Raw genomic sequence first — 22953 nt, forward strand, 5'->3', positions numbered from 1 at the left:
CGGCCCGCGTTGTCTTTTTCGTGAAGCACTTCCCGCTCCGCCGTCTCGTCGTCCCGGGGCTGCTCATCCTCCTGCTCACCGGCACGTTCGCCACACCCACCGGCCGCGCTGTCTGGAAGCCTGGACCGCCGGTCACCACGGTGGCCCGCTTCAACTTCGACGGCGCCGGCAACGCCGCCTGGTCCGACATCAGCGGGCACGGCCACACCCTGACCCCGGTCACCGGCGGCCAGGCCACCGTCATCCGCGAATCACACGCCGGCGGCCAGGCCGTCCGCTTCCCACCGCGCTGCAAACGCGGCCGCCCGTGCCCCCGCATGGTCCTGCGCGCTGCAGGCACCCCCGCCCTCAACCCCGGCGCCCGCCCGTTTCGCTACGGCGCCGCCATCCGCCTCGCTCCGAACCGCACCAGCAAAGGCCAGAACCTCCTGCAGAAGGGCTTCTCCGCCGAAGGCAGCCAGTACAAACTCCAGATCGACGGCCGCTCCGGCCACCCGAGCTGCGCGCTGGTCGCCGGCAAGGCCATCCACCTGGCCCTCGCCAAACTCAGCGTCGCCGACGACCGCTGGCACACCCTGGAATGCCGCCGCGCCGGCACCAGCCTGTCCGTCCTCATCGACGGCGTCACGCAGGGCAGCGCGGTGGTGCCGGCCGGGCTGTCCATCAGCAACGGGCGGCCGCTGAGCATCGGCGGCAAGAGCGCCTACGGCGACAACGACCAGTACCACGGCCTGCTGGACGATGTCTGGATCGCAGTGGGTTAAGACCTTTCGGAGTACGAGCATCGACTCCCCGCCGAAACCGTCGCAGTTCCGCCGTTCGACGCGATCGGGGTGCCGCTCAAGGCCGATGCGCGCCCGCCGGGCTGAAGCAGGTGGTCCAGCTGACCCCCACTGCCGTCTCCGCCGCCGCCAAGCACACCGGCTGACCGTGAGCGTTGCTTCAACGGCGCGGAAGCAGCAGCCCGCGACAGCCGGACCGAAGCGGCTGACCGCCAGCGCTGCTTCGGCGCCGCGGAAGCAGCAGCCCGCGACAGCCGAACCAAAGCGGCTGACCGCCAGCGCTGCTTCGGCGGCGGCTGCGCCGGGCGTACCCCGGAATGGCCGGCTATCCCTGTTGCCACTCGCGGCGCGCAGCGGCCGCGGTCTTCAGCGCCTGCAGGAGCGGCAGGGCCTTCTCGGCGGCGGCGCGGCCGGCCTCCTCGAACTCGGGGATGCGGGAGAGCTCCCAGAACGCGTATTCGTCGACCTCGGGGCACAGGACCAGGTCGGCGTCCTCAGCGAGCGTGTCGGTGCCGCCGGGCTGCAGCGTGCTGACCGCGACCATGATGTGCAGCAGGGTCGTCGGCGGGCGGCGCGGGAGCGGGCCCGAGACGTCGACGGCTACGACGATGTCGGCGCCGAGTTCGCGGGCGAGCCGGGCCGGAACCATGTTGACCAGGCCGCCGTCCACGAGCAGATGGCCGTCCCGGTCGACCGGCGGGAAGACACCGGGGATGGCGGCGCTGGCCAGGACCGCGCTGCCCACTGAGCCGTCGCGCATCACGACCTCGCTGCCGGTGGTGAGGTCGCAGGCTACCGCGGCGAAGGGCCGTTCCAGCTGGTCGAATTGCAGGCCGCCGACCGCGTGGTCCAGGAAGGCGGCCAGCTTGGCGGTCTCGAACAGGGCCTTGCGGGTCCGAGCGGGGCGGATCAACCGGGCCCAGCGCAGGGTCTGCGCCAGCTTGGCGATCTCCGACGGGGTCTTGCCCGAGGCGTAGAGCGCGCCGACCAGGGCGCCGGCGCTGGTCCCGGTGATCACGGCGGGTTCCAGGCCGGCGCGGTCGAGCACGTCGAGTACGCCGATGTGGGCGGCGCCGCGCACCGCGCCACCACCCAGGGCCAGGCCGATCCGGATGTCGCTCATTCCCACCACCCTGCGGTCTCGATCGGCCGAGAGCAAGCACCCGCTGGTCAGCGGCCCGGTGTCAGCTGGGCCGGGTGGCGTTGCGCTCGACCAGGGCGACCAGTCCGGCGAGGTCGGAGGCCAGGACCCGGTCCAGACCGGCCATTTCGGCGGCGCGTTCGGCGGCCTTCGGGCCGTCCATGCGGGCGTGCAGTTCGAGGCGGCTGCCGGTGCCGTGGGGGTGGGATTCGTGGCGGACGGTGAGCTCGGCGCCGTCGAGGACCAGGGTGTCCTGGTAGGCCAGCCCGGGCACCAGGTCGGAGACGATGAACGGGCATTCCGGGCCGTCCTTGGCCTTCATCACTCCGCGGGCGCCGATGGCCAGCGGTTCGGCCAGGCGGAGATACTCCATGCCGGGCGCCCATTCCGTGTGGGTCTCCACGTCGCACCAGCGGGCGTGGAAGTGTTCCGGCGCGACCCACGACTCAGCGACGATGTGCCCGATCTCGATCATGGCCGCATCGTTGCAGACGCCGATCGGGACGCTCGCCGCGGCGGGCCGATATCCGTTTTGTCCGCGTGGCAGCATGGCCGCATGAACAAGATCCCGACGGTGTTCCTCCGCGACCCGGACAACCGGAAGCGGACCCTTCCCGAGGTCAACCCGGTCTGCCAGTGGGTGCTCGACGGCAAGGGAACGCCGACGCGGAAATACGACGGCACCTGCGTGATGCTCGACGACGACGGCGTCTGGTGGGCGCGGCGCGAGGTGCGGCCGGACCGGACGCGGCCGCCGGGCTACCAGCCGGTGATGACGGATGAGGTGACCGGCAAGACGGTCGGCTGGGAGCCGGTCGCGCAGTCGTCCTACGCGGCCTGCCACGCCGAGGCCGTCGCCGACGGCACGCAGCGCAAGCCGGGCACCTACGAACTCATCGGACCCAAGATCAACGGCAACCCCGAGGGGGTACGCGCACACGAGCTCGTCCCCCACGCCGAAGCCGAGCATTTCGACGTGCCCCGCGACTTCGACGGCCTGCGGGAGTGGCTGCTGACGCACCCGCACTACGAGGGAATCGTCTGGCATCACGCCCAGCCGGACGGGACCGTACGCATGGCGAAGTTGAAGGTCAGAGATTTTCAGTAGAGGACGTCCCGGAGCCGGCCGGCGAATCGTTCCGGGTCGTCGACGAAGCCGATGTGGTCGCCGGGGAACGTGATCCGTTCAACGCCGAGGCGGGCCGCCAGCGCTGCCGACGTGCGGTCACAGATCTGCCCGGTGGATTCCGCGCCGACGCCGACGACGATGCGGGTGGACGCGTCGCGCAACAGGTCGATGTCAGGGATCCACTGGGCGGATGCGCGCAGTTCGTGAGCAAACCAGAAATGCTCATCGGCGACGTCCTGCGGGTCGCGTTCCCCGCTGAACATCTGCTTCACGACCTCGTCGGGGATGCTGATGCTCGCCTGCCCGAAGAACTTCGTCCAGGCGCCGACCACGTCCCCGGCGAGGTAGGTGGCTATGTAATCGGCGGTCTGCGCGCGGACGTGATCGCGGTCGTCGAGCAGTTCGGCCAGCGGCGGCTCGTGGGCGACGACGGTGTGGACCAGCTCGGGATGGGCCTGGACGAGGGCGAGGGCGGTGACCGCGCCACCGCTGGAGCCCATCACCGCGGCCGGCCCGGCGTCGAGGTGGCGCAGGAGCCGGCTGAGGTCATCGGCGCGCAGTTCCGGGGTCGAGTCCCGCTCCCGGTCGTCGACCGAGCTGCGGTTGATGCCCCGAGGGTCGGTGGTGAGCACGGTGTGATCGGCGGCGAGCAGCTCGGCCAGTCCCGCGAAGGACGTCGCGTTCATCGGCGCGCCGACCAGCACCACGAGCGGCCCGGCGCCGCGGATCTCGTAGTAGAGGGTCGCGCCCGGCACTTGCAGAATGTTGTTCTCCATACCATGACGACGAACGGCAACCCGCCCGAAGGACATCTCGCCGCGGTCCGCGCGGATGTCGCAGTCATCGACGAGTTGCTGCGTGACATCGCCCAGCGCCCGGTCGACCTGAGCGACCCGGACTGGGTGACGAGACACCGGCAGGCGCCGCCGCCGGTCGAGGAGGCCGGGGTGGCGGCCGGGGCAGCTGCCGCGTTGGCGGCGCTGCTGGACGCGTACGAAGCGGGCGGTCCCCCGGTGCGCGAGCAGGTCCGGGACATCTTCCGGACCTACCGGTCCTTCCGCTGGGCTGCCCATCTGCCCCGGGAATGGAAGTCGGCGGCGGAGTTCCGCCGCCGGCTCGTACACGTCTCCGCGATGGACCAGGGCGCCGATCCCCGCGACGAGCTGATGACGATCTGGTCGCTGTGCAACCGGGCCCGCGAGCTGGGCATCGACGTGGAACCCGTGCTCCGCGAGGTGGCAGACCTGTCCTCCGACGCGGATCACTACGGGTTCGGGTCGATGCGGGCGCTGATCATGCGAGGTCTGGAGGAACACGACATCGGCTGACAGGTTCGGGGTCGAGGTCCGCCGGCAGCAACGGCCGCGGTCCAGCCCGGAAGCCGTAACTCCCAGCTGGGTGGTCCCCAGACCGGCTTCGCGGCGGCCAGCTGGATGCTGCGGCTGCGTCCACCGGCCGGAAGGGTGCACAACTCCCAGCCGAAGGACGAAATGCCCGGAAAACACTCGCCCGGCTGTGTCTTACGGCTACCCCGAGCCCTTTCGCCCTGCCGATCAACCAGCAGACCCCGCCGGGATGCCGACGCCACCGGCCAGCCGGCCGCCGCTCGTGCCGGTGATCGCCGAGCAGTCACCGGGTGGGAGAGGTAGGCCGCGACCCCTCTCGATATCGCGTGCGCACGGTGTCAGCAGACCTCCACACACCGAACGATCACACCGCGCCGGCCCTGATTCGTTCCGCCGTCCAGACGAATGGGGCGGCGACCGCGCCGATTCCGCCCGCGCGGCAGCCGACTGACCAGGAGCGCGGCTCCCGCGATCAACAGCGGCCGGAGGGCGCTGCCGGACCGGCGAGGTCGGGGGTCAAGCGGGGATGAGGAGGCCGGCTGCTGTGGTCAGGTCGGGGACGATGACTGTGGCGTGGGGTTCGTCGGGGCTTTGGGCGTACTCCCCGGTCTGGACCCGGATGGAGCGGGCACCCAGCGCGACCGCCACGGCCATGTCCTTGCCCGGGCGGTCGCCGATCACCACCAGCTCGGCCGGGTCGATGCCGAGGGTGGTGGCGGCGTGCCGCAGGCCGCCGGGGTGGGGTTTGCGGGCTGCGCGGCCGCCGAGTTCGTCGGTGATGACGATGGTGATGAACGCGTTGGTCAGGCCCGTTGCGGCCAGTTTGGCGCGCTGGATGAGCGGGTTGCCGTCGGTGAGGCAGGCGATCGGGTAGTGGGCGGCGAGCGCGGCCAAGGCGTCGGCGGCGCCGGGGTAGAGCGGGAGCCGGCGGGGGCGGTAGCCGGTGAAAGCGGCTACGAGGGTGGGGACCAGTTCGGCGGCTTCGTCGGTGGGGAGGCCGTAGGCGGCCAGGGCGCGGTCGATGGTGCCGCCGCGGTCGGAGCCGGCTACCAGTTGGCGGCGGACCGCGTGGGCGAGCCGGATCGGGTCGAGGCCGTGGGTGGCGCCGGCGCGGCCTACCGCGCGGGAGGCACCGTAGAGGTAGCTGGCCTGCGGGAACAGGGTGTCGTCGAGGTCGATGACGATGCCTGCGGGTGCGGGACCGGTCCAGGTGGGGGTGGTCATGAGCGGCGCTCCTCAGGCGCAGGCCGGCATGCCGCCGGCGACGGACGGGCACTGCGAGGTGCAGGCGGCCGCACCACTGCCGAAGGCCGCCCGCAGCGAGAAGCACTCAGCCGCGGCAGACGGCGAAGCGAGGCGCGCGGCAGACGGCGAAGCGAGGCGCGCGGCAGACGGCGAAGCGAGGCGCGCGGCAGACGACGAGGCGAGGCGCGCGGCGGACGGCAAGGCCGAGGCCGAGGCCGTGCCCGTAACAGAAAGCGACCCCGCGACGGACGGCAAGGCAGAGTCTGCAACGGATGCCGGGCCCAGGGCGGACGGCGAGGCAGTGTCGGCGTTCATGCGGCGACCCACGGCCGGGTGCCATCGGTGTAGTCCGGCTCGTCCAGCGCGAGCAGCGGATCCACCTCGGGAGATGCCAGCAGCGCAGCCACCCGCGGCCCGGTGTCGCCGTCGCCGTAGGGGCAGGGCAGGGCCGCGATCCGGGCAAGCGTCCCCGGCTCGCTGAGCCGCCGCGCGGCGTCCACCGCGTCGCTGCTGATGCCGGTGAGGATCGCGGTTCCGGCTTCGACGCCTTCCCAGCGCGGCGTCGACCGCCGCAGCACGACGACCGGCACGCCCAGGTAGGCGGCCTCCTCCTGCAGCCCACCGGAGTCGGTGACCACCACGCGCGCGTGGGCCAGGGCCTGCAACAACTCGTCGTAGGGCAGCGGATCCTCGCAGGTCACGCCGGGGAGGGCCGCGAGCTTGTCGTAGAGGCCTTCAGCGAGCAGACGCGCCCGGGTCCGCGGGTGGATCGGGAACCGGACCGGGCCGAGCGAAGCCAGCTGAGCGATGACCTCGACCAGATCAGCCAGCCGAGCCGGATCATCCACGTTGGAAGCACGGTGAGCAGTGACGAGGACCCCGTTACGGGATGACGGCGCAACCGGCACGACTCCCCGGTCACGCAGAGCATCGATCACCGGGTTGCCGACGACGAAGACCCGCGACGCCGGCACGCCCTCAGAAGCCAGGAAGGCAGCAGCCCGCGCGGTAGGCGCGAAGTGCAGCTGCGCGGTAGCCGCCGCGACCCGCCGGTTGACCTCTTCGAGACTGCGCGGGTTGAAGCTGCGCAGCCCCGCTTCCAGATGGGCGAACGGAATGCCGGCACCCCGCGCGGCGAGCGCGTAGGCCGGGACAGTGTGGGTGTCGCCGAGCGCGAGCACGACATCCGCCGGCACGCCCGCAAGGACCTGCGCAGCGCCGGTGAGCAGCGCACCGAGCCGGCCTGGGCCGTTCGGCAGCGTCAGGCGTACATCGGGAAGGAGACCCAGATCGAGCTGCACATCCCCGCTCATCGCCGCATCGGCGTGCTGTCCGGTGTCCACGGCCGTGACCGTGTGCCCGGCGGCGCGCAACGCGCGCACGACCGGCGCCAGCTTGATCACTTCGGGGCGGGTGCCGAAGGGAACCAGGATGTGTTTCATCGAGCAGCTCCGAGCGGGTCGGTGATCGGGGCGCCGTCGGCGTCGTAGTAGACCTCGGCGAAGTGCCGGGCCATGCGAACGCCGGGCTGGTAGGTCAGGCCGGGCAGCGGCGCGCCCGGGTTCAGGATCCCTTCGAGGTACGCGGTGACGACGTTCGCCCCGGCCGCCAGGGTGAGTGGCAGTCCCCCGGAGAAGCGCGGGTTCACTTCAACGACCGTCACCGCGCCGTTGTCGGCCACGAACCCCTGCACGTTGGCCGGCCCGGTGTGGCCGACCGCGCGCAGCGTCGCGGCGACGACCTGGGTGACGGCGTCGGAGGCGAAGGTGGTGCCCCGGGTGGAGATCCCGCCGCGGGTCTCGTCGCGCCACCGCGGTACGCAGACGGCGAGCGTCCCGTCCCGGTCGACCAGCGCGTCGGCGGTGAATTCACGCCCGCCGAGCCGGGTCTGGGCGATGGCGCCGGGGACGACGGCGAAGGCGTGGGCGAGTTCGCGGGGATCGTCGACAAACATGACGTCGCGGCTGCCGCGGCCGCGGGCCGGTTTGACCACCCACGGGCCGGGGATCATCTCGGCGGTGGCGGCGTTCCAGGCGGTGGCCGGGTGCGGTACGCCGGCCTGGTACAACGCGGCCGCGAAGGCGACCTTGTCGAGGCAGGCGTCGGCGGAGTTCAGGTCGGGCAGCCAGGTGCGTACGCCGAGCCGCTCGAGGGTCCCGGTCAGCGGGGTGAGCGCCGCGTACTCCTCCGCGACCGTGCAGATCAGCGCGGCCGGCCGGTGTTCGTCGAGGGTGGTGAGCAGCGCTTCGGCGTACCCCGGCTGGTCGGCCCGGGGCAGCACCGCCGCGCGACCGGCCAGCCGAAGCCCGACCGCATCGGGGTTGGCATCGAGAGCCAGCACATGGTCGCCGTTCGCCTGCAGGGCCTTGATCACGGCAACGCCGGCCGGCCCGCCCGCGCCGGTGACCGCGATGAGCCGCCCGGTGGGCGTGCCCCCGTCGTGCTGCCGGGGCGCGCGCATCAGCCAGGCCCGGGCCCACAGGCGCAGCGCGATGACATCCTGCCCCGCGACCGGCTCCCACTGCCGGGCGGCGACGGCCGTGGCCAGGGAGTCGAGCACCAGCGGGTCGGTCTCGTGGGTGGCGACCGCGAGCAGGGTGGCGGTGTGCACGCCGAGGCCCTTGGCGGCGAGTTCGCGGACGATGACCGCGCGGCGCCCGGCGCTCTCGTGCCCGACCCGGTAGTCGACGCGCCGCTGCTCACGGCGGCGGGCCAGCCGGTTGGAGACGGCCTTGGGCAGGATCCTGCGGTGCAGGATCGCCGCGACGTTGGCGCGCCCGGTCTCCGGTGCGGCTTCGACCGGTACGCGGTGCCCGAGCCCGGGCCGCCCCCACGCTTCCGGACGGTCGGCGGTGTGCCGGCCGGTGTGGTCCTGCTCGGCCCGCTGAGAGTCGTACATGGTCAGTCCGATCATGATGAGCAGTCCGATCAGGGTGTAGGCGAAGTTGATGACGGCGCCGACCCAGTCGTGGAAGAAGATCAGCGCGTCGATCGCGAAGTAGCGGCCGGCGAGCAGCGACAGGAGCAGCCGGACCTGGTTGGCGGCGAGGACGAACAGGCCGGCGACGGCGAATCCGACGATGACCTGCGGGCGTTCGCGCAGTGCGACCAGGGCGAGGGCGGCCAGCGCGAGGACGCTGGTGAGGATGGAGCAGGAGCCGGTCATCTCGGCGACCACGGGTTCGAAGCCGGGGCCGAAGACGATGAACGAGTCGCCGAGGGCGGCCGAGATGCGGTCCACCCCGAGCGCGTCGATGATCGACGCGGCGAGCGAGACCTCGAAGCGGCGGGCCCACTCGATGAGCAGCGTGTACCCGCCGACGCAACCGGCTACGGCCAGGAGCATCTCGAGCAGGACGAGCTGTCTGCGGCGTACCGTCGCGGTGGTGATCGTCCGGCGGCTCGCCCGCCGGATCAGGGTCCGCTCCAGCCGGCTGGTCACGAGGCTCATCGCGCGGCCACCAGTTCGGGGGCGACCGTGCTGGTGGCGCCGGAGCGCGCGGTCTTGGACCAGCTGTAGGTGGTGCCCCACATGCCGTCGAAGTAGGCCTTCGTGGCGGTCAGGATCGACATCCCGAAGGCCGGGATGAAGCCGACCAGCATCCAGACGGCACGGCGTTCGACGCGGCCGAGCACGAGGCCGACCGCGAGCTCGGTGAACGGCCCGGCGAACAGCAGCGCGGACAACGACAGCATCTCGAAGGCCGAGGCATCTCCGATGCCGAAGGCCCGGAGAACGATCAAAATCAGACCGAGACCGCAGAGTACGGGCACGTGGTACACCCAGAGGAAAAGCATGGTCTCGAGCTTTTCCATGGGCGAGAGATGCCGGGTACGCAGAATCGGGCGCCAATAGTCACGCAGGCACTTCTGGTGTCCCCGCGCCCACCGGTAGCGCTGCCGCCAGAACCGGCTGGACGACAGCACCGCCTCCTCGAAGTCGACGGCCGACGGGTCGTAGCGGACCCGCCGCCCGCCGAGGAGCAGCCGCAGGGTGAGGTCGGTGTCCTCGGTGACGGTGTCGACGTTCCAGCCGCCGAGGGCGCGGATCAGGTCGGTGCGTACCGCGCAGTTGGCGCCACCGTAGGCGGGCAGCTCGAACAGGGCCTGCCGGCCGTACTCGTTGACCAGGTAACCGGACAGGTAGTCGATGAAAATCGTGGACGCGAGGCTGGACTCGATGCCGTTGCGGACCACGCAGCGGCCCATGACGGCGCCGACCTTGGGCTCGCGGAAGTGCCGGACCAGCCGGCGCAGCACGCTGGCCTCGGGCTGGTGGTCGGCGTCGAAGATCACCGCGATCTCGGAGTCGACCAGTGCGAGGGCGTCGTTGAGGGCGCCGGACTTGCCGCCGCCGGCGCCGGGCTCGCGGTGCAGGACGCGCAGGCGCGGGTTGGCCGCGGCCCAGCGGTCGAGGATGGCGCCGGTGCCGTCGGTGGAGGCGTCGTCGACGACCACGACGGTGAGCCTGTCGGCCGGGTAGTCGAGGGACAGCAGGGCGGAGACCATGCCGTCGACGACGAGTTCCTCGTCCTTGCAGGCGACCAGGACGGCGACCGAGGGGGTGAAGTCCTCGACGCCGACCAGGGGCGCGTCCAGATCCTTCTCGGCCCAGCGGGCGGCGGCGACGGCGAACGCGAGGTGCCGGAAGAAGAAGACCAGGAAGACGACGTTGAGCACGGTGGCGCACCAGCCGAGCGTGGCGTCCACGCCGAACAGCGCGAACGCGGCCGCGACCAGCAGGGCGTGCCCGAGCAGGCCTTTGCGGAAGTTCTTTCTGGAGTGCGCCGGGGACGCCCCACGGCGGTGGCGCCCCCGGCCTGTCATGCCGGGACCTGCGCCGGGAAGGCGGCCATCTCGGTCAACATGGGCATCTCCATCACGGGGGCCAGGTCCCACACGAAGCGGGCCGGCATGAACGCCTCGGCGTAGCGGACCCGGGCCTGGGCGCCGAAGTGCCGGGCCGAGGCGGCGACCACCTCCGGGTCGACCATCGCCGAGTTCTCGACCTGGCTGCGGTGGCAGGACAGGGCGTCGATCTTGCGGTCCAGGTGGGCCGAGATGTCGACGAACACGGTCGGTTCGAAACGGGTGGTGGACGGGCTGCGGTAGTGCAGGATCCGCCGGCCGTGCCGGGCCGCCGACAGGGTCGCCGCGGTGACCGCCCGGTGGTCCTGGTGCGAGTCGTCGGGCGCGTGCACATAGATGACGTCAGCGTCGACGTCGCGGATCGCCTTCTCGATCAGCGCGATCGTCGGCGCGTCGGCGGTGACCGCGCAGTCCACCAACCGACCCCACTGCAGCAGGCAGTCGAGGTTGCGGGCGGCGGCCTCGGCCTCCGCGCGCCGGCCGGCGGTGCTGCCCGGACCGTTCTGCCCGCCGGTGATGACGAGCATGGTCACCGGGTCGCCCGCGGCGCGGTGGGCGGCGAGGGCGCCGCCGCAGCCGAGTTCGATGTCGTCGGGGTGGGCCCCGATCGCCAGGACGCTGCGCATCACGACTGGACCGCGTTGCGGCGCTTGCGCCAGAAGAAGACTCCACCGCCGATCAGGCCCGCGAACAGCAGCGCCACGATCGGGCCGGAACCGTTGCCGCCGGCCGGGAGGCTGACGTCGCGGCCGCACGTGGGCTTGTTCCAGGTGGCGGTGACGGTCTTGCCGCCGACCGTCCAGGTGACCTTGGTGTCCTTGGCGATCCAGCCGGTGGAGAAGCTGGCCTTGTGGGTGCCCGGCTCGAAGCGGGTGGTGACCGACCCGTCGGTCTTGCCGCTGCCGCTGAACTCCAGCTTGTTGTTCGACCCGGCGTCGATCTTGCCGGGCGTCTTGCTGGTGTTGACGTAGCCGAACACCGCCCGGTACGTGTTGTTCTTGGTGTCCTGCACGACACAGTCGCAGGTGGGCGTGCCGGAGAAGCTCTGCCAGGTGGCCGCGGCCGGCCCCGAGTTGAGCACGAGCAGCGTCACGATCGCGGCGACGACGGCCGCGCTGGTGGCGGTGAGCAGCGCGCCGCGGCGGCGCAACGACTTGGGCATGAACTACCTCCGCAGATTCGGGTCACGTCTCTATCGGCGCGCAGGCGTTCGGCTTGAGGAGGAGCGGGCTTGGTCCGCCTCGATAGGCTGTTGATCATGACGCTGACCGATGTGCTGGTCCGGGCCGCGACCGAGGCGCCGGAGCAGGGCGTCGCACACGTCGACGGAGAGCGGTTCACCAGCTACGCGCAGCTGTACGCGGACGCGTTGCGGATCGGCGGCGGGCTGCGGGCCGCGGGCTTGTCCCAGGGCGATCCGATGCTGCTGGTCACCGAGGACAGCGCGGAGTTCCTGTCGCTGTTCTGGGGTGCGGTGGTCGCCGGCGTGGTCCCGGTGCCGCTGCCCCCGGAGCCGGCCCGGATCGAAGCGGTGCGGCGCCTGCTCGGCCGGCCGCCGGCCTTCTCGGCGGCCGAGCTGCGTTCAGCGTTGCCGCTCGCTGAGCCGGTGCCGGTCAGTCCGGACGACCTGGCGCTCCTGCAGTTCTCTTCCGGCAGCACCGGTACGCCGAAGGGCGTCGAACTGACCCACGGCAACCTGGCGGCGAACGTCGAACAGGCCGCCCAGGCATGCGCCGGCGGCCCGGACGACGTGGTCGTCACCTGGATGCCGTACTTCCACGACATGGGCTTGATCGGCACCCACCTGACGCCGATGCACCTGCGGTGCAAGCAGGTGCGGATCAGCCCGCTCGCATTCGCGAAACGCCCCGCGCACTGGCTGCAGGTCGCGGCCGAGCATCGCGCCACCATCCTGTCGGCGGCGAACTTCGCGCTCGCCCTGGTCAACCGCCGCGTGCCGGACGTGATCCTCGACAAGCTGGATCTGAGCAGCGTGCGGCTGGTCATGGTCGGCGCGGAACCGATCTCCCCCACCGTTTGGCGGGCCTTCACCGGAAAGTTGCGCCGGGCGAAGCTCGATCCTGGAGCACTGCAGCCGGTGTACGGGCTAGCCGAAGCTACCGTCGCCGTAGCCTGCCCGCCGATGGGCGAACTGGCCCGCCCACACCGGTTGAGCCGGGCGGCCCTGGCGCGCGGGGTGGCGGTGGACGCCGGCCCGGGTGCGCCGGCCGTGGAGTTCATGGACGTCGGCTTTCCGGTGCCGGGCTGCGCGATCCGGGTGACCGACGACGCCGGCCTGGTCCTGGAGGAAGGCCTCGTCGGTCACATCCAGGTGCGCGGCCCGAACGTCAGCCGCGGCTATCACGGCGGCGACTCAGCGCTGGCGGACGGCTGGCTGCAGACGGGCGATGTCGGGTTCCTGAGATCCGGTCGGCTCTGCGTCACCGGGCGGCACAAGGACGTCCTGTTCGTGCACGGCCGCAACTTCCACGCCTCAGACCTGGAAGAGGTAGCGGCCGGAACGCCGGGCCTCGGCCCCGGCCCGGTCGCAGTGGTAGGCGTGACCGATGCAGCCGGCGGCCGGGAACGCGTCGTGGCCTTCCTGGCGGCGCCAGCAGTGCGTGCCGACCCGTCAGTGGCTGACCGCGTTCGCGGGCGGCTCGCGGAGGCCCTCGGCTACGACGGCGTCGAGGTGCGCGTGGTCCCGAACGGCACGTTCGAGCGCACCACCAGCGGAAAGCTGCGCCGCGAGACCTTGCGGGAGCGCATCGCGGCCGAGGCGCCGCCGATTCCGGAGGCCTACGCACGGTCGGCGCACGTCAAGGCCGCGCCGCCGCAGAGCACACCGCCGCGGACCCGGGTGGAGACCGAGCAGGTGGTCCGGGCGGTCTGGGCTCGCGTGCTCGGCGTTCCGGTGGAGCGGATCGGGCCCGACGACCGGTTCCTGGCGATCGGCGGGTCTTCGCTGGCGGCGATGGAAGTGCTGGCGGGGTTGGAGGACGCGTTCGGGCGTACCCTCGATCCGGTTCTGTTGCGTGATTGCGCGACCGTCGCCGCATTGGCCGACCGGCTGCTGACCCTTGACTCGGGCCCGGCCACCCACCCCGCGCGAGCCGCCGCGCGGACCGATCCGGCCGCGGAGATCGCGATCGTCGGCATGGCCTGCCGGTTCCCGGACGCCGATACGCCCGAGCAGTTCTGGGACAACCTGCTGGCCGGCCGCGACAGCGTCGGCCCGGTGACCCGCTGGATCGGCGGAGGCCATGGCGCTTTCCTGGCTGATCCGAGCCGATTCGATGCCGGATATTTCGGAATCGGGGACGCCGAGGCCCGCTACCTCGACCCGCACGCCCGGATCTTCCTGGAGTTGGCCCACGAAGCCCTCGAACGCGCCGGCTACGCGGGCCCACGCCGCCGCAACCGACGAATCGGCGTGTTCGCTGCCGTCGGCGAGAGCGGCTACCCATCGCTGATAGCCGAAACCAGCGCCGGCGACCCACCAGCCTGGGCCGGCACCGGCAATCCCTTCGCGCTCACCGGGACGCTGCGCAATCTCACCGCTGCCCGCGTCGCGCACCTGCTCGATCTGCACGGACCCGCCCTCGCGATCGACACCGCCTGCTCCTCTGCGCTGGTGGCGCTGCATCTGGCCCGGCGCAGCCTGGCCGCCGGCGACTGCGACATCGCCGTGGTGGGCGGCGTCAACCTGAACCTCACCGCCACCGGCCACCATCTCCTGGCCGCCGCGCAGGCGCTCTCCCCCACCGGCCGCTGCCGGGCCTTCGACGCGGACGCCGACGGTTTCGTGCCGGGCGAGGGCGGCGCCGCGCTGGTGCTGACCCGCCTGCCGGATGCGGGCGGCGACGCGGTGCTGGCCGTGCTCCGCGGTACAGCCGTCAACAACGATGGCCGCTCACTGAGCCTGATGGCACCGAACCCGCTGGTACAGCAGGAAGTGATCACCGAGGCCTACCGGGAATGCGGAGTTGATCCGGCCGAGGTGTCCTACCTGGAGGCCCACGGCACCGGCACAGCGGTCGGCGATCCGATCGAGGCCCGCTCGCTGGCGCACGCTTTCCCGCCGCTGCCGGACGGCCGGATGCGGCTGCTCGGCTCGGTGAAGACCAATATCGGTCACCTGCTCAACGCGGCGGGCATGCCGGGCCTGGTGAAGGTGATCCTGGCCCTGCAGCACCGCGAACTACCGCCGTCGCTGCACCACAACCGCCCGACGCCACGCTTCGACCTGGCGGGTGCGGGCTTCGAAGTGGTCACCGAGCGCCGGCAATGGACCGGCCCGCTGGTGGCCGGCATCAACAGCTTCGGTTTCGGCGGCACCAACGCCCATGCCATCCTGGCAGCCGCGCCGATGCACGCAGTCCCACCACGAATCGGCACGTCGAGCCCGCATCTGCTCACCCTGTCGGCCCGCTCGGCCGCCGCACTCCGGGCCGCCGCCGAAGACCTCGCCGACTACCTGCGCGACCATCCCGACCTGCGCGAAGCCGACGTCTGCGCCACCGCCTCCACGAATCGCGACGACGGCCCGCACCGGATTGCGCTCACCACCGACGGTGACCTCGCCGCGCAACTGGCCACGGTAACTCCCGGCCCGCCGATCGGCCGGGCGCCCCGCGTAGCGTTCCTCTTCAGCGGCCAGGGCACCCAAACCCCCGGCCAGGGCGCGGAACTCTACGCAACCGCCCCCGTCTTCCGCACCACCCTCGACGAAGTCTCGGCAGCGGTGGGCCCGATCGCCGGCCGCACCCTCGTCGACTGGTGCATCAACCCGGACATCCCCGCGGAAGACCTGGCCCGCACTGAAGTCACCCAACCTTTGGTGGTCGCTTTCGCGGCGGCACAGGCCGCCCAATTGCAGGCCTTCGGGGTACGCCCGAACGCCGTGACCGGCCACAGCATCGGCGAGTTCGCCGCCGCAGTGACCGCCGGAATGCTCACCCCCGTCGAAGCCGTCCGTCTGGCCGCCGAACGGGGCCGCCTGACCACCACCCACGCCGAACCGGGCGCGATGATCGCGGTAGCCGCCGCCCCCGAGACCCTGGCCGGCGTACTGAAATCCGGCGTAGTCATCGCCGCCCACAACGCCCCCAACCGCGTGGTCCTGTCCGGCCCACCCGAGGCGATCAACGACGCCACCGCCCGACTGACCACCCGCGGCATCGCCACTCTCCCGCTGGCCGTCTCGCACGCCTTCCACTCCCCCGCGATGGCCCCGGTCGCCGCAGCGCTGCCGGCACCCACCGTGCGACCTGCGAACATTCCCCTGCTGAGCACGGTCACCGCCGATTGGGACGCCCCCTTCGACACCGCCTACCTGACGGCCCACGCCGTGCAGCTGGTCCGCTTCGCAGCGGCCGCCGACCGCTTGCGCGCCGCCGGCTACGACACTTTCGTCGAGCTGGGCGCCGGCGTCGCGCTGGTCCCGCTGATCAAATCCGCATCGGTACGTCCAGCCGGCCGCACCACCCGCGAACTCCTGGACACCGCCGGCGACCTGTGGCGTCGCGGCGTACCCCTCGACCGCACCCACCTCGACGCCGGCACCCGCCGGGTCCCCGTGCCCACCTACCCGTTCCAGCGCCGCCGCCACTGGATCACCGACCCGGCCCTCTCGGTCCCCCGCTGGGTCGACGCCCCGCTCCCCGCAACCCCCACCACCGGCCCGGTAACCGTGCTCACCGCGGGCGATCCGCATTCCGCCGCGACCGCGCTGACGACCACACCCCGCACCGGCCACCTGCTGCTCGTCACCACCGACCTCTACGCCGAACATCCCCGTCCCGGCCACGCAGTCTGGTCCGGCTTCGCGATGGCCCTGGCCGACGAGAACCCCAACCTCGGGGTACGCGTAATCGACCTCTCGTCCACCGCCTCGGACGAGGCCCGCCGCACCGCCGTCGAACAGGAATCAGCCGCACCCCCGTCGCCCGGCCCCGCCGAGATCGTCACCTGGCGCAACGGCCGACGGCTGACCCGCGAGTTCGTCCCCGCCCCGGCCGCCACCCCGCTCGACCTGCCCCCGAACGGCCACTACCTGCTCGTCGGCGGCGCCGGAGCGGCCGGTGCCACCATCGCCCGCCACCTGGCCCGCCGCGGAAACCCCCGTCTGCTGCTGGCCGGCCGCTCCCCCGAACCCACCGCCCTGCTCACCGAACTCCGCGAGCTCGGCGCCACAGCCACCTACCAGGTAGCGGACATCTCCACTCCGGCGGACGTGACTGCCTTGGTCGCCGACCACCGCTTCGACGTGGTGATCCAGGCCGCGGGCATCGTGCGTCCCGGCAGCCTGCGAGCCAAAACCCCGGCCGAGATCCTCGACGGCCTCGCCGCCAAGGTGCAGGGCACCACCCTGCTCGCCGAAGCTGTCCGCCCACACCGGCCCCTGTTCGTGGCCCTGTCCTCCATCTCCTCGGTGATCCCCGGCCTGGCCGGCGCCGTCGGCGACTACGTGGCCGGAAACGCCTACCTCGACGCGTTCGCCGCCGCCGAACGATCCGCCGGCCACCGCTTCGTCGCCGTGAACCTGCCCCCGCTGACCGGCGGTGGTCTGGCCGAAGCCCACCTGCCGGCGACCCCCCGCGCCCTGCCGCTGGAGCAGGTGCCGGACGTCCTGTGGGCAGCCGCCGCCCTGGACACCGCCCAGGTGCTGGTCACCGCCCACGCGAACACACCGGCAGGAAGCAGCGCCCCCGGTCCCAGTACGACGCCTGCCGGCACGGCGACGGTCAGCGGACGCGGCGAGCCGCCCGGGGCCGGCTTCGACGGGTTGGTGACGATCGTCCGGGAGCTGCTCGCCGGACCGCTGAACCGGGAGCCGGAGACGATCGGGCTGGACGAACCGTTCCTCGCCCTCGGCCTCGACTCGCTCACCGCCGTCGACCTGGTCAAAGCCCTGGAAACCCGCCTCGGACGAACCCTGTCGACGACCCTGTTCTTCGAACACCGCACCCTCGGCGAACTGGCCCGCCATCTGGCCGGGGCGCCGGAGTTCGCGCTCAGCCCGGTACAGCTCGCGTTCCACACCACCGGCCGGCTCTATCCGGAGGTTCCGGCCTACGCCTACGTCCGGCAGACACTGACCGGCCCGATCGACGCCACCCGGCTCGGCCTCGCCTTCGCCGAACTGGAACGACGCCATCCGATGCTGCGCGTCCGGTTCGGCCCGCAGTCGCAACGGTTCGCCGCAGCCGGCCCCGGGCAGCCCACGTGGTTCGCCGTGACCGATGTGGCCCGGCCAGTGACAGAACTCGAGGCCGAACTGCGCAACCGCACCTTCGACCTGACCCGCGAAGCCCCGATCCGCGCAGTGCTCGCCGTCGCGAACCCCGACCTCGCCCATCTGATCCTGGTCGCGCATCACGCCGCAGCCGACGGCTTCAGCCTCGCGGTCCTCGGCGACGAGTTGTGGACGCTGTACGCGGGAGCCGAGCCGCCGCCACCGCCCCACGCCACGTTCGCGGACCACGAGGCCACCCGGACTCCGCCGACCGGTGACGACCTGGAATTCTGGCGATCGACTCTGGCGACCTACCCCGGCCTCGCGTTGCCGTTCGATGGTGAACCGGACGCCGAACCGAAGGCGCCGTTCGCCGTACACCACAGAAGTCTCGACCCGGAACTCACCGCGCGCCTCACCGCTCAAGCCCGCACCGCGGGGGTGTCGCTCTTCCATCTGCTGCTCGCCGGCTACGTGCGGTGCCTGGCCCGCTGGAGCGGGCAGTCCACTGTGCCGGTCGCGGTGGCCCGGGCCGGCCGCGACGCCCGGCTGACCGGAATAGATCGGATGGTCGGCCCGTTCGCCGACACCCTGCCGGTGCTCGCCGACGTCTCCCCCGATGAACCCGCCACCGCCCTCGCCGACCGGCTCCGCCAGGCCTGGCTGACGGCTGAGCAGCACGGCTCGGTCTCCACCGTCGACATCGCCCGCATGCTGGCCGCGAGCACCGCCGGGCCCCGCACCGCGAGCCCCGCGAGCTTCAGCTACGCCCGCTTCCCCACCGCGGCGCCGGCCACGCATCAAATCGCAGCGACGTACGCCGGAACGGCCTCCGCCGCGACCCGACTGGGCCTGGTCTGCTTCGAGGCTGAAGGCACCCTGCACTTCTCGTGGAACTATCCGACCGCCCTGTTCCACGCCGCGACGATCGAACGCTTCGCCACCGAACACCTCGCCGAACTGTCCGCCCTGGCCGGCGCCGCCGACGCGCCCACCGAACGTGCCGAACCGCCTGCCGATGCCGCCGGGCTGCCGTCTGAGGCCGCCGAGGCCGCGCCGATCGTCGAACGGATCCGGGCGCAATGCCACCGCACACCCTCGGCAATCGCGGTGCTCACGGAAGGCGTACCCCTCAGTTATCTTGACCTTGATCTTGCCTCGGATCGCCTCGCCGCCCGGCTGGCGGCGACCGGCGCGTGCAAGATCGGGCTGCTCACCGGGCCGGGTGCGGAAACCGTCATCGGCGTCGTCGCGATCCTCAAAGCCGGTGCCGCGTGGGTGCCGTTGGACGCCGCCCACCCATCGGCGCGGCTGGCCGACCAGCTCAACCGCACCGGCGCGACCGTCGTGGTCTGCGACGCCACCACCCGCGACGCGGCCCGGGCGCTCGGCGGCTTCACGCTGGTCGACGGCCGCACGTCCCCGCACGGCCAGCCGCCGCCGGTGACGACCCGGGCGGACGACACCGCGTACGTCATCTTCACCTCCGGCTCGACCGGCCGCCCCAAGGGTGTTCCGGTGACGCACCGGGCGATGGTCAATTATCTGGACTGGTCGCTGGCGGCGTTCGGCTATCGCAGCAGCGACCGGCTCGCGCAGACCGCGTCGATCTGTTTCGACGCGTCCGTGCGGCAGTTGCTGGCGCCCCTGCTCGTCGGAGCGACCGTGGTCGCCTGGGACCGGGACACCGTCCGCGACCCGGCTGAACTGCTGAAACGCGTCGAACGTGACCGGGTGACGGTGTGGAGTTCGGTGCCGACCCTGTGGGAACGGCTCCTCGGCGCGGCCGAGAGGCAGCGCCCCGACCTGGCGTTGCGCTGGGTGCACGTGGGTGGTGAGGAGTTGTCGCCGGTGCACGTTCGGCGGTGGTTCGACCTGTTCGGGCCGGGTCAGCGGATCACCAATCTGTACGGCCCGACCGAGACGACGATCAACGCCACCTTCCACGTGATCAGCGAACGGCCCGCCGACGACGTCACCCATCTGCCGATCGGCCGCCCGGTCGGCGGCGCGCTGGTCGAAGTGGTCGGCGACGACGGCCGGGTGTGCGCGCCCGGCGAGGTCGGCGAGCTGTACATCGGTGGGGCCGGGGTGGCGGCCGGCTACCTGGACGACCCGTCGACGGCGTTCGTGCAGCGGCACGGCGCACGCTGGTACCGCAGCGGAGACCGCGCCGTCCAGGACGCCGACGGCCTGCTCTGGTTCCGTGGCCGCGTCGACGACCAGGTGAAACTCCACGGCTACCGGATCGAGCCGGGCGAGGTGGAGGCGGTGCTGCGCCGCCACCCGGCCGTCGACAGCGCCGCCGTGCGGGTGGACGGCAGCCGCCTCCTCGCCTGGGTGCAGCCGCGCGGGGAGACTTCGGGGGGCGAGCTTCGCGCGTACCTCGAAGGGTTGCTGCCGCCCTACCTGGTGCCGGCCCGCATCTCGGTGCTGGCCGCGCTGCCGCTCACCGCAACCGGCAAGATCGACCGCGCCCTGCTGACGCCGGCGGCCGTGGCCGCCCGCGAACCCGCCGCTCCTCCGGCCACCGCGACCGAACGCCTGCTCGCCCGGGTCTGGTCGCACCAGCTGGGCGTTCCCGAGCCCAGCCGCGAGGACGACTATTTCGCGCTGGGCGGCGACTCGATCGGCGTGCTGGAGATGTTCGCGGCGTTGGAGGGGGAGCTGCCGTCCCTGCCCCGGCCGACTGTCATCTACCGGCACCGCACGCTCGCCGCCCTGGCAGCCGCCATCGACGCCGCGCACCCGACCCCGGCCGCAGCGCCCCCGGCCGCAACCGGCGCCTTTCCGCTCACTCTCAGCCAGCGCGGTTTCCTGCTGGCCGACGCGATCGGCACGCCGTCGACCTGGTTGGCCGCGCCGCGCCTGCACGGGCCGCTCGACCTGGATCGCTTCCAGCGGGCAGTCGACGTGCTCGTCGACCGGCATCCGATGCTGCGGACCGTCTTCCGGCCGCCCATGCAGCAGGAACTCCCGGTCGGCACCCGGCTGATCGTCGCCTACGACCCGGATCCGGCGTCGCTCGCCGACGAGATGGCCGCCGAGCGGGCGATCCGATTCGATCCGGCTCAGTGGCCGCTGCTGCGGTTGCGGCTGCTGCGGTCCGGCCCCGACGAGCACGTACTGCTCCTACACGCCCACCATCTGATCGGTGACGGTTACAGCGTCGCGCTGCTGACCAGGGAACTCCTGGCCGTCTACGACCGCGGCCCGCAGGCCCTGACTCCGCTGCGCTCGACGTTCCGTGACTACGTTGCGCTGCTCGGCCGCCGCACGCCCGTATCGGTGGCGCGCGATCGGTCGGCCGGCGGCGGGTTCGCGGTGGGGACGCCGAGCGCGACGGGCTTCACTGTGGACGCGGCGACCGCGGCCCGCCTGCGGAAAATCGCCACCGAAGCCGGTGTGACGCCGTTTGTACCGGTGCTCACTGCCTACCATCGCTGCCTCGGCCGGAGGCTCGGCCGCCCGGACCCGACCATCGGGGTTGCGGTGACCGGCCGTGATCATGCCTTGCTGGACCTGGCCCGGCTCTTCGGGCCGTGCGCGACCGCAGTCGCCGTTCGCCCCGGCCCGCCCACCGACCACGCCGCCGACCTCCACAGAATGGCCGACGCGGTGGTCGAGGCCCGCAGCACCGTCTTCACCGCCCCGGAAGGCTGGCAGCACTTCTTCACCTACCTCGACTTCGCCGCCCTCGGCCCGGTCGAGGCTGAGACCCTGAGCCTGACCTGGGACGACACCGAGACGGAACTGGCCGTCCCACCGGGCACCGACGTCCTGCTGGCGGTCCGTCCATCATCCGGCGGCCTGCGCCTCACCCTGCGCGGCAACCTCCCGCAGGACCAGCTGGAACAGCTCGCCACGGAGCTGCACGCCGACCTCGAATCGGCCGCAAACCGACCGCGCCGCAACGAGGCGATCACCGCGCCGCCAGCAGCAAGCGAACCACGCGACCACGCCACTGCTGCGCCGGCGTCGGCAGCGGCCGAACTGCTGGATGCTGCGCTGGTCGGTTACCTACCGGCTCCAGCGCAACTCGCGGCCCTGGCCGGAGACCTCCCCGACGAGGTACGCGCCGCGCTCCCCACCCTCGACCGCGAAACCATCCGCGCGGCCTTGTTCCCCGGCGGCCGGCCACGGTTGCTGGAGACCGTGACGACCCGCCTCGGCAGGTCCGGCTTCGTCAGCCTGCCCCGCTTCGCCGACGAACTCACCCGGTCCGGCCTCGCCATCGACGCTGCCGCTGCCGTGGACCTCGCCGCTGCCCACGGCGCCCGCACGGTGTCGCTGGCCGGCATGATCCCCGCTCACACCGGCTACGGAACCGCGGTGGTCAGCCACCTCCGCTCCCGGGCCCGGATCACCACCGGCCATGCCGTCACCGCGGCGTCAGTCGTGCGCACCACGTTCGCCGCGCTCGCCGCGCAGGACCGCAAGCTGTCCGGCAGCGTCCTCGCGGTGGTCGGCGCCGGCTCGATCGGCACCTCGTCGCTGAGCCTGCTGCTGGCCCGCGCCGAGCAGCCACCGGCCGGCCTGGTCCTGTGCGACCTGCCGGCCGCCGCCGCCCGGCTGGCGGACTTGGCGCGCGAGCTCGAAGCCGCCGGCTTCCCCGGCCCGATCGAGATCGCCACGACCACGAGCGGACCCGGCGACAGCGATGCGGTTCAGGTGGCCCCCGATGCGGTGTACCGCGCCGATGTCATCGTGGCCGCCACCAGCGGCGGCCCCGGCACTCTCGACATCGGCCGGCTGCGGCCCGGCACGATCGTGGTCGACGATTCGTTCCCGCACTGTTTCGACACCACCCGGGCGCTGGCCCGGATGCGCGACCTTCACGACGTACTGATCATCGGCGGCGGCCTGCTGGACTGCGGCCCCACCACCCGCGCCGTCGCCGCGGGCCTGCCGGCCCCAGCGCGAGCCGGACTGCCCGACACGATCGCGTCCTGCCGGCTCGAGTCCCTGCTGCACGCCGTCACCCCGGGATTGCCGCTGCTCAGCGGCCCGGTCGAAGCCCTGGCCGCAGCCGCGTACTGGGACGCCCTCGACGCCGCCGGCGTGCGCGCCGCCCCACTGCACCTGCTGGAGACTCCGCTGGAGGTTCCCACCATTCGATAAGCCGAGACTGATTCACAGGCTTCAATTCACCTGCTAGCGTCACGTGGCGTGGTTGCGTGACCACCCAACGTGGGGAGGTTCAG

The 22953-nt window shown here is 72.2% G+C and carries 13 protein-coding genes; 4 read left to right on the forward strand and 9 right to left on the reverse strand.

What is annotated here, in order from left to right; all coding sequences use genetic code 11:
- Positions 1 to 20: 20 nt before the first annotated feature.
- Positions 21 to 764 (forward strand): LamG-like jellyroll fold domain-containing protein, encoded by a 744-nt coding sequence (locus OHA21_RS26575; RefSeq protein ID WP_328478214.1) that lies wholly within the window; start codon positions 21 to 23, stop codon positions 762 to 764.
- A 343-nt stretch (positions 765 to 1107) separates the two neighbouring features.
- Here OHA21_RS26575 and OHA21_RS26580 read toward each other — a convergent pair whose 3' ends face one another.
- A complete protein-coding gene (locus OHA21_RS26580) occupies positions 1108 to 1905 on the reverse strand; it encodes a patatin-like phospholipase family protein (RefSeq protein ID WP_328478216.1) in 798 nt (265 codons plus the stop codon).
- Between the two features lie 61 nt (positions 1906 to 1966).
- On the reverse strand, positions 1967 to 2398 hold the full coding sequence (locus OHA21_RS26585; protein ID WP_328478218.1) for a hypothetical protein: 432 nt from the start codon (positions 2396 to 2398) through the stop codon (positions 1967 to 1969).
- Positions 2399 to 2479: 81 nt separating this feature from the next.
- Between OHA21_RS26585 and OHA21_RS26590 the strand changes: the two genes are divergently transcribed.
- A complete protein-coding gene (locus tag OHA21_RS26590) occupies positions 2480 to 3031 on the forward strand; it encodes a hypothetical protein (protein WP_328478220.1) in 552 nt (183 codons plus the stop codon).
- Here OHA21_RS26590 and OHA21_RS26595 read toward each other — a convergent pair.
- On the reverse strand, positions 3025 to 3828 hold the full coding sequence (locus OHA21_RS26595) for an alpha/beta fold hydrolase (RefSeq protein WP_328478221.1): 804 nt from the start codon (positions 3826 to 3828) through the stop codon (positions 3025 to 3027). The genes OHA21_RS26590 and OHA21_RS26595 overlap by 7 nt on opposite strands.
- A gap of 3 nt (positions 3829 to 3831) precedes the next feature.
- On the opposite strand from OHA21_RS26595, the gene OHA21_RS26600 reads away from it, so the two are divergent.
- Positions 3832 to 4380, forward strand: a complete 549-nt coding sequence (locus tag OHA21_RS26600) for a hypothetical protein (RefSeq protein ID WP_328478222.1) — start codon at positions 3832 to 3834, stop codon at positions 4378 to 4380.
- A 534-nt stretch (positions 4381 to 4914) separates the two neighbouring features.
- On the opposite strand, the gene OHA21_RS26605 is transcribed toward OHA21_RS26600, so the two are convergent.
- From OHA21_RS26605 to OHA21_RS26630, 6 genes are all read right to left on the reverse strand, one after another.
- On the reverse strand, positions 4915 to 5622 hold the full coding sequence (locus tag OHA21_RS26605) for an HAD family hydrolase (protein WP_328478223.1): 708 nt from the start codon (positions 5620 to 5622) through the stop codon (positions 4915 to 4917).
- A gap of 332 nt (positions 5623 to 5954) precedes the next feature.
- On the reverse strand, positions 5955 to 7085 hold the full coding sequence (wecB, locus tag OHA21_RS26610) for a non-hydrolyzing UDP-N-acetylglucosamine 2-epimerase (protein ID WP_328478225.1): 1131 nt from the start codon (positions 7083 to 7085) through the stop codon (positions 5955 to 5957).
- Positions 7082 to 9094, reverse strand: a complete 2013-nt coding sequence (locus tag OHA21_RS26615; protein ID WP_328478227.1) for an ATP-grasp domain-containing protein — start codon at positions 9092 to 9094, stop codon at positions 7082 to 7084. The genes wecB and OHA21_RS26615 overlap by 4 nt, the downstream gene beginning before the upstream one ends.
- Complete coding sequence (locus tag OHA21_RS26620; protein WP_328478229.1) at positions 9091 to 10470, reverse strand: glycosyltransferase family 2 protein; 1380 nt, start codon at positions 10468 to 10470, stop codon at positions 9091 to 9093. Before OHA21_RS26620 ends, OHA21_RS26615 begins: the two co-directional genes overlap by 4 nt.
- The gene (locus OHA21_RS26625) at positions 10467 to 11138 is read right to left on the reverse strand and encodes a PIG-L deacetylase family protein (RefSeq protein ID WP_328478553.1); all 672 of its coding nucleotides are present in this window, start codon (positions 11136 to 11138) and stop codon (positions 10467 to 10469) included. Before OHA21_RS26625 ends, OHA21_RS26620 begins: the two co-directional genes overlap by 4 nt.
- Positions 11138 to 11674: a hypothetical protein gene (locus OHA21_RS26630; RefSeq protein WP_328478231.1), complete on the reverse strand. Its 537-nt coding sequence runs from the start codon at positions 11672 to 11674 to the stop codon at positions 11138 to 11140. The genes OHA21_RS26625 and OHA21_RS26630 overlap by 1 nt, the downstream gene beginning before the upstream one ends.
- Positions 11675 to 11770: 96 nt before the next feature.
- Here OHA21_RS26630 and OHA21_RS26635 point away from each other — a divergent pair, with 96 nt between their 5' ends.
- Positions 11771 to 22870 (forward strand): non-ribosomal peptide synthetase/type I polyketide synthase, encoded by an 11100-nt coding sequence (locus OHA21_RS26635; protein ID WP_328478233.1) that lies wholly within the window; start codon positions 11771 to 11773, stop codon positions 22868 to 22870.
- Positions 22871 to 22953 lie beyond the last annotated feature (83 nt).

The organism is Actinoplanes sp. NBC_00393, from assembly GCF_036053395.1.
Classification (GTDB): domain Bacteria; phylum Actinomycetota; class Actinomycetes; order Mycobacteriales; family Micromonosporaceae; genus Actinoplanes.

Coding starts and splice junctions, on each gene's coding strand:
- OHA21_RS26580 (WP_328478216.1), bottom strand. CDS start 1,905: ATGAGCGACATCCGGATCGGCCTGGCCCTGGGTGGTGGCGCGGTGCGC.
- OHA21_RS26585 (WP_328478218.1), bottom strand. CDS start 2,398: ATGATCGAGATCGGGCACATCGTCGCTGAGTCGTGGGTCGCGCCGGAA.
- OHA21_RS26590 (WP_328478220.1), top strand. CDS start 2,480: ATGAACAAGATCCCGACGGTGTTCCTCCGCGACCCGGACAACCGGAAG.
- OHA21_RS26595 (WP_328478221.1), bottom strand. CDS start 3,828: ATGGAGAACAACATTCTGCAAGTGCCGGGCGCGACCCTCTACTACGAG.
- OHA21_RS26600 (WP_328478222.1), top strand. CDS start 3,832: ATGACGACGAACGGCAACCCGCCCGAAGGACATCTCGCCGCGGTCCGC.
- OHA21_RS26605 (WP_328478223.1), bottom strand. CDS start 5,622: ATGACCACCCCCACCTGGACCGGTCCCGCACCCGCAGGCATCGTCATC.
- wecB (WP_328478225.1), bottom strand. CDS start 7,085: ATGAAACACATCCTGGTTCCCTTCGGCACCCGCCCCGAAGTGATCAAG.
- OHA21_RS26615 (WP_328478227.1), bottom strand. CDS start 9,094: ATGAGCCTCGTGACCAGCCGGCTGGAGCGGACCCTGATCCGGCGGGCG.
- OHA21_RS26620 (WP_328478229.1), bottom strand. CDS start 10,470: ATGACAGGCCGGGGGCGCCACCGCCGTGGGGCGTCCCCGGCGCACTCC.
- OHA21_RS26625 (WP_328478553.1), bottom strand. CDS start 11,138: ATGCGCAGCGTCCTGGCGATCGGGGCCCACCCCGACGACATCGAACTC.
- OHA21_RS26630 (WP_328478231.1), bottom strand. CDS start 11,674: ATGCCCAAGTCGTTGCGCCGCCGCGGCGCGCTGCTCACCGCCACCAGC.
- OHA21_RS26635 (WP_328478233.1), top strand. CDS start 11,771: ATGACGCTGACCGATGTGCTGGTCCGGGCCGCGACCGAGGCGCCGGAG.